The 14,655-nt window shown below is 69.7% G+C and carries 16 protein-coding genes; 9 read left to right on the top strand and 7 right to left on the bottom strand.

What is annotated here, in order from left to right:
- Positions 1–7: 7 nt before the first annotated feature.
- Positions 8–418, bottom strand: coding sequence for a hypothetical protein (locus A5747_RS07060; RefSeq protein WP_142245475.1), 411 nt, complete (start codon positions 416–418; stop codon positions 8–10).
- A 171-nt stretch (positions 419–589) separates the two neighbouring features.
- On the opposite strand from A5747_RS07060, the gene A5747_RS07055 reads away from it, so the two are divergent.
- The 3 genes from A5747_RS07055 to A5747_RS07045 are packed head-to-tail and all read left to right on the top strand — an operon-like array spanning position 590 to position 2,936.
- Positions 590–1,750: an 8-amino-7-oxononanoate synthase gene (locus tag A5747_RS07055; protein WP_076122941.1), complete on the top strand. Its 1,161-nt coding sequence runs from the start codon at positions 590–592 to the stop codon at positions 1,748–1,750.
- On the top strand, positions 1,747–2,427 hold the full coding sequence (gene bioD, locus A5747_RS07050; protein ID WP_076122940.1) for a dethiobiotin synthase: 681 nt from the start codon (positions 1,747–1,749) through the stop codon (positions 2,425–2,427). The genes A5747_RS07055 and bioD overlap by 4 nt, the downstream gene beginning before the upstream one ends.
- Complete coding sequence (locus tag A5747_RS07045) at positions 2,427–2,936, top strand: 2'-5' RNA ligase family protein (RefSeq protein ID WP_076122939.1); 510 nt, start codon at positions 2,427–2,429, stop codon at positions 2,934–2,936. The genes bioD and A5747_RS07045 overlap by 1 nt, the downstream gene beginning before the upstream one ends.
- 5 nt (positions 2,937–2,941) lie before the next feature.
- Here A5747_RS07045 and A5747_RS07040 read toward each other — a convergent pair whose 3' ends face one another.
- From A5747_RS07040 to A5747_RS07025, 4 genes are all read right to left on the bottom strand, one after another.
- Positions 2,942–4,294, bottom strand: a complete 1,353-nt coding sequence (locus A5747_RS07040; protein WP_076122938.1) for a hypothetical protein — start codon at positions 4,292–4,294, stop codon at positions 2,942–2,944.
- A complete protein-coding gene (locus tag A5747_RS07035) occupies positions 4,291–4,656 on the bottom strand; it encodes a hypothetical protein (RefSeq protein ID WP_076122937.1) in 366 nt (121 codons plus the stop codon). The genes A5747_RS07040 and A5747_RS07035 overlap by 4 nt, the downstream gene beginning before the upstream one ends.
- Before the next feature lie 4 nt (positions 4,657–4,660).
- Positions 4,661–6,502 carry a hypothetical protein gene (locus A5747_RS07030; protein WP_076122979.1) on the bottom strand — a complete coding sequence of 614 codons (1,842 nt, stop codon included), beginning with the start codon at positions 6,500–6,502 and terminating at the stop codon, positions 4,661–4,663.
- 113 nt (positions 6,503–6,615) lie between these two features.
- Positions 6,616–6,801, bottom strand: coding sequence for a hypothetical protein (locus A5747_RS07025; RefSeq protein WP_076122936.1), 186 nt, complete (start codon positions 6,799–6,801; stop codon positions 6,616–6,618).
- A gap of 138 nt (positions 6,802–6,939) precedes the next feature.
- Here A5747_RS07025 and bioB point away from each other — a divergent pair, with 138 nt between their 5' ends.
- From bioB to A5747_RS07010, 3 genes are read left to right on the top strand one after another with little or no spacing between them, the layout of a single operon-like run.
- Positions 6,940–7,977, top strand: a complete 1,038-nt coding sequence (gene bioB / locus A5747_RS07020) for a biotin synthase BioB (protein ID WP_076122935.1) — start codon at positions 6,940–6,942, stop codon at positions 7,975–7,977.
- A 30-nt stretch (positions 7,978–8,007) separates the two neighbouring features.
- Positions 8,008–8,235, top strand: a complete 228-nt coding sequence (locus tag A5747_RS07015) for a hypothetical protein (protein ID WP_076122934.1) — start codon at positions 8,008–8,010, stop codon at positions 8,233–8,235.
- Positions 8,232–8,873: a DUF2567 domain-containing protein gene (locus A5747_RS07010; RefSeq protein WP_076122933.1), complete on the top strand. Its 642-nt coding sequence runs from the start codon at positions 8,232–8,234 to the stop codon at positions 8,871–8,873. The genes A5747_RS07015 and A5747_RS07010 overlap by 4 nt, the downstream gene beginning before the upstream one ends.
- Before the next feature lie 16 nt (positions 8,874–8,889).
- On the opposite strand, the gene A5747_RS07005 is transcribed toward A5747_RS07010, so the two are convergent.
- Together A5747_RS07005 and A5747_RS07000 are read right to left on the bottom strand one after the other, a co-directional pair.
- Positions 8,890–10,230: a lipase family protein gene (locus tag A5747_RS07005; RefSeq protein ID WP_076122932.1), complete on the bottom strand. Its 1,341-nt coding sequence runs from the start codon at positions 10,228–10,230 to the stop codon at positions 8,890–8,892.
- Positions 10,231–10,354: 124 nt separating this feature from the next.
- The gene (locus tag A5747_RS07000) at positions 10,355–11,074 is read right to left on the bottom strand and encodes an NUDIX domain-containing protein (RefSeq protein ID WP_076122931.1); all 720 of its coding nucleotides are present in this window, start codon (positions 11,072–11,074) and stop codon (positions 10,355–10,357) included.
- A gap of 49 nt (positions 11,075–11,123) precedes the next feature.
- Between A5747_RS07000 and nadA the strand changes: the two genes are divergently transcribed.
- Genes nadA through nadC form a run of 3 tightly spaced genes read left to right on the top strand, consistent with a single transcriptional unit; the run spans position 11,124 to position 14,604 of the window.
- Complete coding sequence (gene nadA, locus A5747_RS06995; RefSeq protein ID WP_076122930.1) at positions 11,124–12,173, top strand: quinolinate synthase NadA; 1,050 nt, start codon at positions 11,124–11,126, stop codon at positions 12,171–12,173.
- Positions 12,170–13,747, top strand: a complete 1,578-nt coding sequence (locus tag A5747_RS06990; protein WP_076122929.1) for an L-aspartate oxidase — start codon at positions 12,170–12,172, stop codon at positions 13,745–13,747. Before nadA ends, A5747_RS06990 begins: the two co-directional genes overlap by 4 nt.
- On the top strand, positions 13,747–14,604 hold the full coding sequence (gene nadC, locus A5747_RS06985; RefSeq protein ID WP_076122978.1) for a carboxylating nicotinate-nucleotide diphosphorylase: 858 nt from the start codon (positions 13,747–13,749) through the stop codon (positions 14,602–14,604). Before A5747_RS06990 ends, nadC begins: the two co-directional genes overlap by 1 nt.
- Positions 14,605–14,655: the final 51 nt, after the last annotated feature.

The following is a 14,655-nucleotide window of genomic DNA, read 5'->3' as shown; positions in this document are numbered from 1 at the left end:
CCGCGCGTCAGGCCGGCCGCAACTGGATGTTGTCGGTGACCTGGAACCCCGCCGGATCGCCGCATTCCGGCGCGTCGGCGGTTGTCTGCACGGTGCCGGCCAGGGTGCTCGGGTTCCACGTGTAGTGCGCTGAGAGAGCATTGGGGACCTGGCTGCCGTCCGGGCACATTGCGGTCTCGCCTGCCACGTCAAGTGTCCATTGGCCGCCGACCAACTTCGCCTGCCCGAAGGCCTTGGCGCCCTTGCGAGCCACCGATGCGCACCCGTCACCGCAGGAAGAGAAGTACCAGTTGTCGGTCGTGCTGCGGTCGTTCGCGGCGGTTTCGGTTTCGACGTAGTGGCCGCTCAGTTCGGGAGCGGCGAAAGCCGGAGCCGGTGCCCCGACAGCCACGGCGGCGACGCCCGCGGCTACAGCCAAACTGCGTATGACAGCCATCATCCCTGACCCCTCCTAAACAACATCCCGGAGCAACATCCCGGCACCCTAAGCCCCCGAGCCCCCAAAAAAGTTAACAAAACATGACTAACGGGATCGCCTCGGCGACGGCCGTGGTCGCTCGCCTCGCCGGCTCTCGTAGGCTCTAGGTCTATGAACGCCGCCCAGCAGGCACCGATCGAGGTTTCCCCGCTGGCCTGGCTGGAGACGGTGGAGACCCAGCGCCGCAAGGCCGGGCTGCGCCGTTCGCTGCGGCCGAGGCCGGCCGTCGCCACCGAGCTGGACCTCGCGTCGAACGACTACCTGGGACTCTCCCAGCACCCCGACGTCATCGAGGGCGGCGTGCAGGCGCTGCGCATGTGGGGCGCCGGCGCCACGGGTTCGCGCCTGGTCACCGGTGACACCGAACTGCACCAGCAATTCGAGGCCGAGCTCGCCGAGTATGTCGGCGCCGCAACGGGTTTGCTGTTCTCCTCGGGCTACACCGCCAACCTCGGGGCCGTCGTCGGCCTGTCCGGCCCCGGTTCGCTGCTGGTTTCCGACGCGTATTCGCATGCGTCCCTGGTCGATGCGTGCCGGCTGTCGCGTGCCCGGGTAGTCGTGACCCCGCACCGCGACCTCGGCGCGGTGGACGCGGCGCTGGGTTCGCGCGGCGAGGAACGCGCCGTCGTCATCACCGACTCGGTGTTCAGCGCCGACGGCGCACTCGCACCCCTGCGGGAGCTGCACGACGTGTGCCGGCGACACCGCGCGCTGCTCATCGTCGACGAAGCGCACGGCCTGGGCGTGCGCGGCGGCGGGCGCGGGCTGCTGCACGAGCTCGGGCTCGCGGGCGCGCCCGACGTCGTGATGACCACCACGCTGTCCAAGGCGCTGGGCAGCCAAGGCGGGGCGGTCCTGGGGCCGGCGCAGGTGCGGGCCCACCTGATCGACGCCGCCCGCCCGTTCATCTTCGACACCGGCCTGGCCCCCGCGGCCGTGGGTGCCGCGCGGGCCGCGCTGCACATCCTGGGCTCCGAGCCGTGGCGGCCGCAGGCGGTGCAGCGGCACGCCCGCACGTTGGCCGGGATCTGTGCGGTACCCGATGTGCCGCAGTCGGCTGTGGTGTCGGTGATCCTGGGCGATCCGGAGGTGGCGCTGGCCGCCGCGACGGCTTGCCTGGACGCCGGCGTGAAGGTGGGCTGCTTCCGGCCCCCGACGGTGCCCGCCGGGACGTCGCGGCTGCGGCTGACCGCCCGCGCGTCGCTTGACGACGCCGAACTCGAGATCGCACGCCGGGTGCTGACGGATGTGCTTGCCGTGGCGCGCCGTTGACCGTTCTGGTCGTCACCGGCACCGGCACGGGCGTCGGTAAGACGGTCGTCACCGCGGCCCTCGCGTCGCATGCGCGTCAGGCCGGCATCGACGTGGCCGTGTGTAAGCCCGTCCAGACGGGCACCGACTGCGGCGACGACGACCTCGCCGACGTGGCCCGGCTGTCCGGGGTGACCGAACTCGCCGGGCTGGCGCGATACCCGCGGCCGCTGGCGCCGGTCGCGGCGGCCGAGCAGGCCGGGAGGGCCCTACCCACCCGAGCGGAGGTGCTGCGGCTCATCGGCGATCTGGACCGCCCGGGGCGGCTGACCCTGGTCGAGGGTGCCGGCGGGCTGCTGGTCGAACTCGCGGACGGCGGCGTCACCCTGCGCGATCTCGCCGTCGACCTGGGCGCCGCGGCGCTGGTCGCGGTCAGCGCGGAGCTGGGCACCCTCAACCACACCGCGCTGACCGTGGAAGCGCTTGCCGCACACGGTGTTTCGTGCTCCGGTTTGGTGATTGGCAGCTGGCCGGCGCGGCCCGGGCCGGTGGAGACCTCGAACCGGTCCGCGCTGACCCGGCTCGGTCCGGTGCGGGCCGAGCTGCCCGCGGGGGCCGGGTCGATGCACCCCGCGGAATTCGCGGCGCTGAGCAAGGCGGCGTTCGACCGCGACTGGGTAGCCACACTGGTCGGTTGATGGTCCATTCGATCGAGCTGGTCTTCGACCACGACACCGAGGCGGCGATCCGCCGCATCTGGGCAGACCTGGCCGGGGCAGGGATCCCCAGCCAGGCGCCGGCCAGTCGCCCGCACGTGACGCTGGCCGTCGCGGAGCGCGTCGCCGTCGACGTCGACGAGCTGCTGCGGCCGCTGAGCGAGCGGCTCCCGCTGGTCGCCGCGATCGGCGCGCCGGTGCTGTTCGGCCGGGCCAACGTCGTCTTCGCGCGCCTGGTGGTGCCGACGGCCGAGCTGTTGGCGCTGCACGCCGAGGTGCACCGGCTGTGCGGTCCCCATCTGTTGCCCGCGCCGATGCCCAACAGCGTGCCCGGTCAGTGGACCGCGCACGTCACGCTGGCCCGCCGGGTCGGCGGGGGCCAGCTCGGGCGGGCGCTGCGCATCGCGGGCCGGCCGTCGCAGATCGACGGGCGCTTCGCGGCCCTGCGGCGCTGGGACGGTGGCAAGCGCGCCGAGCACCTGATCGGCTGACACGGCTATCCGCCGAACAGCAGGTACAGGCCGGTGAAGGTGTAGCCGACCATGACCAGCATCATGGTCAGCTGCCCGGTGAGCTGATGGCCGGCGGGCAGCAGTCGAAGCGCCTTGTCGTGCGCGGCGATCACCGCCACGATGTGGCCCGTCACCACGCAACCCACCTTGATGCCGGCCAGCACCGGCGGATGCGTCGACAACACATAGGCGACATGAGAGTGCGCCAGCCCCAACGGATTCCATCCGCGACCGAACGGATCGGCGAGGGCGATGACGGCTTGCTGTCCGCGCTCCACGAGGTACGAGAGGTAGTGGGCGAAGATGTAGCCCACGACAATCGGGATCAGCGAATGCGCCATCCGGCCGGGCAGCGCGCGACGCTCCTCGCGGTCGACTCCGCCGGTGGCCCGCGCGGCGAGCGAAAACGTCAGTGCGACAACTGAAACGAACACCAGCAGGCCGATCGTCCGCAGGATCGACGACGACAGCGTCGCCGGCACGCCGTGGGCGAGGCGGGCAAGCCGGTCGGCGAAGCCGCGCCACGTAGGCGACGACGAGTAACTGTCGAACGCCGTCGACCCCAGCAACACCGCCAGCATCGCGACAACACCCGGGCGCACGGGCAGGGACGGCAGATGGTCGAAAGGGTTGCCGATGACGATCCGCCCGGTCGTCGGAGAGCGGCGAAACGGTGAAAGCCGCGACACCGCCATGCTGTACACGCCGAACGGGTCGACGCGGGCCAGGAAGCGTTGGCCGCACAACCACGCCCCGCCCAGCAACACCACGACGTAGACCAGCAGCCACGACTTCACCCAAACCAGCGAGGCCGAGTTCGGGCTCGCCAATTCCAGCCAGACGAAAGCGAACAGGCCCGCCGCCGCCGGGCGGTAGCCCCAGCTTTCGGGATAGGACAGCCGCGACCGTCCCATCCGTTGCGGGGCGACGCGTCGCAGCAGCAGGTACACCGTGCGCACCGGCGAGATCACCCGCCATACCGGGCCGAACGCCAGGGAGAGCGCGACCAATCCGACCCACAGCAGCACGTAGAACGCCCCGAGCAGGCCGTTGGTCTGCGTCTGCGGACCGCACACACCCGCCAGCGCCGCCCAGACCGCGAAGGCCAGTGCCACGCCCGCCGCCGTCCAGCGTGTCGCGCGGGCGTCGACCAGTGTGGTCACCGCGGCCGGCAGCGCGCGGCCGGGCGCGTCGGGGTCAAACCTCGGCTGCCGCCACGCGAACGCGACCAAGGCGAACGTGAACGTCAATGCCCATGCCGCACCGACCATCGCGTAGGCGTAGGGGACCGGGAGATCGCTCGACCCACCCAGGCCGTGTGCGAGCAACACCGTCACGGTTGAACTTGAATGGTCGCGATCGTGCGGTCCAGGTGGTGTAGCTCGACTTCGACTTTGCCGGGGACATCGACGCTGAACTGAAATGTCTGATTCGGTGCGGCCGCGACTTGGAACTTGTGGTCGGGCTCCGAGTGGACGTGCAGCTCGTCGGCGACGTCGCTGGTGACGTGAAAGGTGATCTGCTGCTTGACCTTTGCCTGCAGCGTGGCGTTGGTCGGCGTGACTTGGCCGTTCGCGATCGTGACGTTGACGTCCAAGCCGGCGGCGGGCGGCTGGCTCGGCGACTTACCGCCGCAGCCAACCAGGCCGCACACCAGCGCCACCACCCACGCGGAAATGAGGGCGTTGCGAACCGTCATCGCGTCACGCCGCTCGCGGAGCGCCGGGCACGGGCTGCTTCTCTTCGACCGGCTCCGGCTCACCCGTCGCGTAGCCGAGGCGACCGGCGCCCCACGTCAGGGCGGTGATCACCATCAGCGTCAAGAAGAGCACCACGATCGAGCCGGCGGTGAACAGCCAGGTCGGCGCGCCCTGGTCGCGTTCGCGCTGCAGGATCGTGACCTCGAGGACGAACGGCCGCGTGCTCGACGCCAGGGCGGGGACCTCGGGCGCCGGGATGGCGTCGTCGGCCGGCTCGTAGATCGGCACCGCCGTCAGCGTGTAGCCGTCCTGCACCCGCAGCAGCGTCTTCCAGGATCCCCATGCCGGAACCGGCTGGGTGGACCGGTAGTGACCGGGCCCGACCTTGGCGAGCCGGTCGACCATCAGGCCGCGGTTATTCTCCATCCGGCCCTGCCAGGACAGGATCGTCAGCCACTCCGGGTTGTTGCTCACCATGTCGGGCGGCGTGAGCTGCACGTCGGCCGTCACCATGCGCCGCCCCGGGGGGCTGGGCTGGTCCGTCAGAGCGATGGTGGCGGTGTTTTGACGCGGCACCACGATGTGCAACCCGTTGGCCACCGCACCGCCGATCACCAACACCGTCAACGCCACAACGGCAATGCCGATCCGCCTGCCCGGTAGCCGCTGGCCGGTCAACACCATGCCGAACAGCGCGCCGCAGATTCCGGTCAGCACCGCAACGGGCACCGACATCGCCAGCGCCTCGCCCCACATCTTGGTGGGCCAGGGGTAGTGGTACACCGCCCCGATCCACAGGGACTCCAGCCACAGCCCGACAGTCGCCACGGCCAGGCCGGAAACGGCACCAAAAGCGATGGGGCGCTTGAACAGTGGGGTGAGCGCTACGAGCTCGACCACCACCGCGGGGCCGAGGTACAGCGGGAACCAGTTGATCGGCGCGCCCAGGATGGGACCGACCAGCAGGGCCACCCCGCCGCGCAGTGCGATCGCGAACAATGCCGCCACGACCGCGGCCCCCCGACCCATCGTGACGCGCGCGGCAACCGCCGCCAGCGCGGCGGCCGCGGCGATCAGCATCGGCTGAAAAACCAGGCGGAACTGCGGGACCCCGAAGTCGAACTCGATCTGGTAGACCGACAGGCCGATGAACAATCCGCCGAAGGACAGGTAGCGCAGCAACGTGATGAAGGGGCCGTGGTAGACCTCCCCGACCTCTTGGGCCTCGCCCTCGCGCTCCAGCATCAGCACCGCGAAAAGTGAAAAGCAGGCGCCGCCGATCATCATCAAATGCGTTGGGCCCCAAAGGGTTACATCTTGACCAAAGATCCGGTGCCAGATGTCGTCGAGCGGGAACCCGATCATCGCGTAGAGGCCGCAGCCCGCCATCAGCACGCCGCCCACCGGCGCATACCAGTTCTCGGTGATGCGCACCGCCGCCGGGCCGGGCTTACCGAACGGCAGCACCACCGCGAGCATGCCGCCCACGAAGATTCCGAACAGTCCGATGATGATGAAGTAGTGCGCCGGGTTGGCCAGCGGTCCGGGGTCGCGGCCATTGCCGATGTGCCAGCTGACGTCCCAGATGAACCCGAACAGGGCGCAGATGATCGACGTGGTGAACACCAGCACCGGCAGGGCCACCCAGTTGGGCCGGTGGAACTTCTCGCCCAGCCGGTCGGCGACCCGGGTCAGCCATTCGATGCGGTGGGTGCGATGCGCATGCCCGATCCACAGCATGGCCACCGCTATCACCACCGCGGCGATCGACAGCCCGATCACCTGGTTCAGCCCCGCACCGCGCGCCGGTGCTTCGGCAACAATCGTCAGTTCCGTCGCGTTCATCGTCACGCCCTCCCAACCACGCCGGGCCGTCCCGGGAGAAATTGATCCGACGATCGCTTCTTACTTGGAGGTAAGTTCGCGATCGAGTTGGTAATGCCCCGATTCACGCGCGGTCAATCACGCTTTTTGTCGGCGGGTTCGGATCCCGGGCCGGAATCGCCGGGCGTGCCGCGGCCGGCGCGGCGATCGCGCAGCGCGACGTAGAGGACCACCCCCACGACGATCACCGCCGGCAAAAACGCCGGTACGGCGAGCAATAGCATGTGGTGTGCCATGTAGACGACGTGCGCGGTGGTCATGGTGGTCGTATACCCCGGGGGTTCGCATCTACGGCGGCCGTTACCCTACTTTGAACACCTTTTCATTCGGGCTGCCGCCACGAGGGCTGGCAGACGTGTCCTGACGTGCGGACACGAGGCAGAGGCAGGAGAGTACGGGTGACTCAAGCGGCAACTCGGCGGAGCGCCGAAGCCGGCGACGACCAGGACATCCTGGCGGTCGCCCGGGATCAGGTGCTGGAGCGCGGCGAGGGGCTGAGCTCCGACCAGGTGCTGCGGGTGCTGCGGCTCCCCGACGAGCGGCTCGACGAGCTGCTGGCGCTGGCGCACGAGGTGCGGATGCGCTGGTGTGGCCCGGAGGTCGAGGTCGAGGGCATCATCAGCCTGAAGACCGGCGGGTGCCCCGAGGATTGCCATTTCTGCTCCCAGTCGGGCCTCTTCACGTCGCCGGTGCGCAGCGCCCGGCTGGACATCCCGAGCCTGGTGGAGGCCGCGAAACAGACCGCCAAATCTGGCGCCACGGAATTCTGCATCGTCGCCGCCGTGCGCGGACCCGACGAGCGGCTGATGGCCCAGGTCGCGGCCGGCATCGAGGCGATCCGCGACGAGGTCGAGATCAACATCGCCTGCTCGCTGGGCATGCTGACCGCCGAGCAGGTCGAGCAGCTCTCGGCGATGGGTGTGCACCGCTATAACCACAACCTCGAGACCGCGCGCTCGTACTTCACCAACGTCGTCACCACCCACACGTGGGAGGAGCGCTGGCAGACCCTGTCGATGGTGCGCGACGCCGGCATGGAGGTCTGCTGCGGCGGCATCCTCGGCATGGGAGAGACCCTGGAACAACGCGCGGAATTCGCCGGCGAGCTCGCCGAGCTCGGTCCCGACGAGGTGCCGTTGAACTTCCTCAACCCGCGGCCGGGCACGCCGTTCGGCGACCTGGAGGTGCTGCCGGTCAGCGAGGCGCTGAAGTCGGTGGCGGCATTCCGGCTGGCGTTGCCGCGCACCATGCTGCGCTTCGCCGGCGGCCGTGAGATCACCCTGGGCGATCTCGGGGCCAAGAAGGGCATCCTGGGCGGCATCAACGCCGTCATCGTCGGCAACTACCTGACCACGCTGGGCCGCCCGGCCGAGGCGGATCTGGAACTGCTCGACGATCTCCAGATGCCCATCAAGGCGCTCAATGCCAGCTTGTAAGCCGCCTTGTAGCCGCTAGGTTTGACAATTGTGGTGCGGGATCTAGGCGCCCCCGTCGGCGCCGGTGTCTACAACGTCTACACCGGGGAATTGGGGGGCACAGTGTCACCGACGGCGGCCCGGCTGGGCCTCGAGCCGCCGCGGTTCTGTGCCGAATGTGGACGCCGAATGGTGGTACAGGTTCGCCCCGACGGCTGGCGGGCGCGATGCTCGCGGCACGGAGTGGTGGACTCGGCCGACTTGGAGGCGCAGCGGTGACCGAACCTTCCCGGCCGGAGCCGACCAGAGTCGCGCGGGGCTTCCGGGCGCGTCCGATTGCCATTGCGGCACTGGGGTTTTCGGTGATCGGCGCGTTGATCGGCGGCCTGTGGGCGTGGATTGCGCCGCCGATCCATGTGGCGGTGGCGATCACCCGCGCGGGTGAACGGGTGCACGAGTACCTGGGCACCGAATCGGGGCACTTCTTCAACGCGCCTTGCCTAATGTTGGGCCTGCTGACGGTGGTGTCGGTGATTGCGCCGGTGCTGGCGTGGCAGCGGCGCGAGCGTCGAGGCCCGGCCATGGTCGTCGGCCTATCGGTCGGCATGGTGGTCGTCGCGGCGGCCGCCAGCGCGGTGGGTGCGCTGTCGGTTCTGCTGCGCTACGGCGCGGTGAACTTCGACGCGGTGCCGCTGGTCGGAAAGCCGGCGGTCGCGTACGTTGTGCAGGCCCCGCCGGTGTTCTTCGGCCCGGGTCCGCTGCAGGCGGTCCTCACCCTGCTGTGGCCCGCAGGCGTCGCCGCGCTGGTGTACGCGGTACTGGCCGCCGGGAACGCACGCGACGATTTAGGAAACCTCCCGGCCGCCGATCAGCCGTCGGGCGCACTGCCGATGGAGCCGGAGGCGTCGGTCTCCTAGCGGGCCCGCAGCGGGGTCACAGCGGCCGGTGGCGAATCTTGCGGCCGGTGATGACCTTGGCCCCGATCATGAGCAGTCGCGCCATTCCGGCGTAGGTCATCGGGTTGAACGCCGTCGGCCACACGGTTCGGATGAGGTGGTCGCTCAGCGGCCGGCGGGCGAACCGGTCGGTGAGCCAGCGCAGCGTCATCGGGGCGGACAGCGGGTGCAGCAGCATGTGCTCGTTGAACGCGTCGCGGTGGTAGCTGACGTCGGCGCCGCCGGCCGAATACGCGTCGGCCAGTTCGTCGATGTCGTTGACGTCGATCAGATAGTCGTGGACGGCTTGCACGATCAACACGGGCGGCGTCGGCACCACCGCGCCCAGCTTGATGGTCTGGAAGACGTGCGAGATCTCCGGCGTGGACAAAATGTCCTCGAGCGGCTCGTCGAGGTAGTCGCCCATGTTCTTGCCGGCCATCCGGATGACCGCCTCGGCGGTCGTCATCGTCTCCAGCGAGTCCAGCAGGGCGCGGCCCTCTTCGTTGGTGTGCTCCTTGATCACCCGGTCCAGGTCGGGGTAGACGTGCGCCAGCGCGGCCACCACCAGCGCGGGCAGCCCGGCGAAGAATTTGCCGTTGAGCCGACGGAAGGTGTTGCCCAGGTCGCCGACGGGGGAGCCCAGCACCGCCCCCACGATGTCCAGCTCGGGTGCGTAGTCGCCATACATTTCGGCGGCCCAGGCGCTGGCCAGTCCGCCGCCGGAGTAGCCCCACAGCCCGATCGGCGCCGACGGGGACAATCCGACGCGCTCGGAGTTGAGCACGGCCCGGATCCCGTCGAGCACGCGGTACCCCGGCTCGTACGGCGCGCCCCACGTGCCTCCCAGGCCCTCGTGGTCGGGCACCGAGACCGCCCAGCCCTCGGCGACGGCCGCGGCGATCAGGAAGAGCTCCAGCTGGGCCAGCGAGCCGAGCGCCTTCGCCTTCCTGCGCAGCGCATACGACGGGAAACAGCGGGACGACACGGCGTCGATCGCGCACTGATACGACAGCAGCGGGCAGGTCTGCCCCTCGGCCAGCCCTGCCGGCACGATCACCGTGGTGACCGTCGCTTCGGGCTGGCCGTTGAGGTCCATCGTCCGGTACAGCAGCTGGGTGGCTTTGATGGGCTGCGGAATCAGGCCCAAGAAAGCCAGCTCGACGTCGCGCGAGCGAAACACGGTGCCGGGCTCGGCGTGCTGGAACCCCGCCGGCGGCTGGTAGAACGGGTCGTCCGAGGGCAGCAGCGGACGCACCTTGCGCTGCAGTTCCTCGTGCTGTGGCCGACCGATCCACTCGGCGCCACGCGTACCTGCCAGATTGCCGAGCTCAACCATTGAGGATCCCTTCTTGGCCAATCGGCATTCTTGCGCATGAACGCCCGGTAACTAAAGCGGAACCGCCGCATTGTGAGCCAGTTCTCCTCGGCCCGCGGCGCGTCGCTGGCGCCACTGCGACCGCCTAATTTACCGCCACCTCACTCGGGGGCTTGAGCGCGGCGAATTCGTCGGTGACCCGCAGCTGGGAGTCGGTGAAGTGGTACAGCGCCGCCGGGCGTCCGCCGCTGCGGCCGGATTGCGCGATGGTGCCGGTCTGGGAGATGACCCCGCGACGGACCAGCACGCGCTGCAGATTCGTCGCGTCGACCTGGTAACCCAGGGCCGCCCCGTAGATGTCGCGCAGCGTTGACAGCGCGAATTCCCTTGGCGCCAGGGCGAATCCGATATTCGTATAAGACATCTTCGCTACCAGCCTGGCGTGGGCGTGGGTCACCATCGGGCCGTGATCGAACGCCATCGGCGGCAGCGCGTTCACCGGATGCCAGCGGGTGTCCGGCGGTAGCTCGGGGGTGGCGGGGGAGGGCACCAGGCCCAGGAAGGTGGACGCGATCATCCGGATGCCCGGCACCCGCTCGGGGTCGGAGAACACTGCGAGCTGTTCGAGGTGGGCCACCTCCCGCAGATCGACCTTCTCGGCCAACTGGCGCCGGACCGAGGTGGTCATGTCCTCGTCGTTGCGCAGCCGCCCGCCCGGCAGCGACCACGCGCCCTTTTGCGGATCGCGGGCACGTTGCCATAACAGCACGTTAAGCTGCGGTTTTTCTCTTCGCGGGCCCGCCTTAACCTGGCGAACCTGGAACACGACAGCAAGCACCTCGTGTGCGGTGCTACCATGGGCCATGTTTTCGATTGTAAGTCGAAAACCTCCTGGACGCGAAAGGGGCATCTCCGTGACGGTTTTGAATCGCATGGACACGCTCGCGGACGACCTGATTGCCGGCATCACTGACTCGCCCGGCGGCTACACGGGCGTGGACGGTGACGCGCAATGGGCGGCCGAGATTCGCCGGCTGGCAGACCTGCGGAACGCCACCGTCCTCGCGCACAACTACCAGCTGCCCGCGATTCAGGACGTCGCCGATCACGTCGGCGACTCGCTGGCGCTGTCGCGGATCGCCGCCGACGCTCCCGAGGACACCATCGTCTTCTGCGGGGTGCATTTCATGGCCGAGACCGCAAAAATTCTGAGCCCCGAGAAGACCGTGCTGATTCCGGATCGGCGGGCCGGCTGTTCGCTGGCCGATTCCATCACCCCCGACGAGCTGCGCGCGTGGAAGGACGAGCACCCCGGCGCCGTCGTCGTCTCCTACGTCAACACCACGGCGGCCGTGAAGGCGCTCACCGACATCTGCTGCACCTCGTCCAACGCCGTCGACGTCGTCGAGTCCATCGATCCCGACCGCGAGGTGCTGTTCTGCCCGGACCAATTTCTCGGCGCCCACGTCCGTCGGGTGACCGGCCGCACCAACCTGCATGTGTGGGCCGGTGAATGCCACGTCCATGCCGGGATCAACGGCGAGGAACTCGCCGAGCAGGTCTGCGCCCACCCCGACGCCGAATTGTTCGTGCACCCCGAATGCGGTTGTGCGACTTCGGCTTTGTACCTCGCGGGCGAAGGTGCCGTCCCGGAAGATCGGGTGCGGATCTTGTCCACCGGCGGCATGCTCGACGCCGCGCATCAGACGCGTGCGCGGACGGTTCTGGTGGCCACCGAGGTCGGCATGTTGTATCAGTTGCGCCGGGCGGCACCAGAAGTCGAGTTCCGCGCGGTCAACGACCGCGCGTCGTGTAAGTACATGAAGATGATCACCCCCGCGGCGCTGCTGCGCTGCCTGGTCGAGGGCGCCGACGAGGTTCACGTCGACCCCGACATCGCGGCGGCGGGTCGGCGCAGCGTTCAGCGAATGATCGAGATCGGGCAGCCGGGCGGCGGCGAATGACCGCCGGGTGGACGGATACCGCCGACGTCGTCGTGATCGGCACCGGCGTCGCGGGTTTGGCCGCCGGGCTCGCCGCCCATCGCGCCGGCCGGCGGGTCGTGGTGCTCAGCAAGGCCGACCAGACCCGTGCGGTTACCGCCACGCACTACGCCCAGGGCGGCATCGCGGTGGTCCTGCCGGACAACGACGACTCGGTGGACGCGCATGTCGCCGACACCCTCGCCGCGGGCGCGGGGCTGTGCGATCCCGACGCGGTGTGCTCGATCGTCGCCGACGGCTACCGCGCGGTGTCCGAATTGGTCGGCGACGGAGCGCGATTCGACGAATCGGCCCCCGGCCGCTGGGACGTGACCCGCGAGGGCGGGCACTCGCGTCGACGCATCGTGCACGCCGGCGGCGACGCCACCGGCGCCGAGGTCCAGCGGGCGCTCGATCACGCCGCGGCCATGCTCGACATCCGCACCAGCCACGTGGCGTTGCGCGTATTGCATGACGGCTGTTTGGGCGACGAAGCGGTGACTGGCGTGTCGGTGGCCAACCCGGACGGCATGGGAATCATCAGCGCGCCGTCGGTGATCCTGGCCTCCGGCGGGCTCGGTCACCTTTACGGCGCGACGACCAACCCCGAAGGATCCACCGGCGACGGAATCGCATTGGCGTTGTGGGCCGGCGTCGCCGTCAGCGACCTCGAGTTCATCCAGTTCCACCCGACCATGCTCTACAGCCCCGCAGGGGGCGGCCGGCGCCCGCTGGTCACCGAAGCGATCCGCGGTGAGGGTGCGATATTGCTTGACAGCCAAGGTAATTCGGTGACGGCAGGCGTCCATCCGATGGGCGACCTGGCGCCGCGCGACGTCGTCGCGGGGGCCATCGATGCGCGGCTGAAGGCCACCGGCGACCCGTGCGTCTACCTCGACGCCCGCGGCATCGACGGCTTCGAGGCCCGATTCCCCACCGTCACCGCCGCGTGCCGCTCCGCGGGCATTGACCCGGTGCGCCAGCCCATTCCGGTCGTGCCGGGTGCGCACTACAGCTGTGGTGGGGTCGTGGCCGATGTGTCCGGTCAAACCGAACTGCCCGGCCTGTTCGCCGCGGGCGAGGTGGCCCGCACCGGGATGCACGGCGCAAACCGCTTGGCGTCCAACAGCTTGCTGGAGGGACTGGTGGTCGGCGGCCGCGCCGGGCGTGCCGCGGCCACGCACGCGGCCGCGGCCGGGCCCTCGCGCGCGTCAGCGCCCGAGCCGATCACGCACGCCGCCGCGCCGCGGTGGGAACTGCAGCGCGCGATGAGCCGCGACGCCTCGGTGGTGCGCAACGCCGTTGGGCTGCAGGGCTTGTCGGACAACTTGGCCAAGGCGGGCGCCCGCACCATCGCGGGCCGCCGCGATTTCGAGGACGTGGCCTTGACGCTGACCGCGCAAGCGGTGGCCGCCGCGGCCTTGGCGCGCAACGAAAGCCGCGGCTGCCACCACCGCGCGGAGTTCCCGGACGCCGCGGCGGACCAGGCGCGCAGCATCGTGGTTCGGCTGGCCGACCAAGACATGCAGGCCGAGGCGTTGGCGGCCGTGTGCTGATGACGTTGTCCGACTGCGAACGCGACGCCGCGCTGGAGATCGTTCGCCGCGGCCTCCGGGAGGATCTGCGCTACGGGCCCGACGTCACCACCCTGGCGACCGTATCGGCCGACGCGGTCGCCACGGCATCGATGGTGCCGCGGGAGCCGGGCGTGATCGCTGGGGTGGACATCGCCTTGTTGGTGCTCGACGAGGTATTGGGCACCGCCGGCTATCAGGTACTGGACCGTATCGACGACGGCGCCCGGGTGCGCTCGGGCCAGCCGCTGTTGACGGTGCGGGGGCACACCCAGGGTCTGTTGACCGCGGAGCGGACCATGCTCAACCTCATCTGCCACCTGTCCGGGATCGCCACGGCGACGGCAGCCTGGGTCGACGCGGTGAGCGACACCAGCGCCAAGGTCCGTGACACCCGCAAGACGCTGCCCGGCCTGCGGGCGCTGCAGAAGTACGCGGTGCGGGTCGGGGGCGGCGTCAACCACCGGTTAGGGCTGGGCGACGCGGCCTTGATCAAGGACAACCACGTGGTGGCCGCCGGATCGGTGGTCGCCGCGCTGCGCGCGGTGCGCGAGGCCGCCCCGGCGCTGCCCTGTGAGGTCGAAGTGGACTCGCTCGAGCAGTTCGACGCGGTGCTGCCCGAAAAGCCCGAGCTGATCCTGCTGGACAACTTCCCGGTCTGGCAGACGCAAACGGCCGTCCAGCGCAGGAATTCCCGGGCACCCGCGGTGCTGCTCGAGTCGTCCGGCGGGCTCACCCTGGAGAACGCGGCGGCCTACGCATCGACCGGCGTGGACTACCTGGCCGTCGGCGCGCTGACCCACTCGGTCCGCGTGCTCGATATCGGCCTGGACATGTAGGTCTATCTTTTGCGTCGAGTGTGAATCCTGGGCGGCGTTTACCGGCGTGTC

This window comes from Mycobacterium sp. IS-836, from assembly GCF_001954275.1.
Taxonomy (GTDB): domain Bacteria; phylum Actinomycetota; class Actinomycetes; order Mycobacteriales; family Mycobacteriaceae; genus Mycobacterium.
This window is presented reverse-complemented; position numbering and strand designations above follow the sequence as displayed.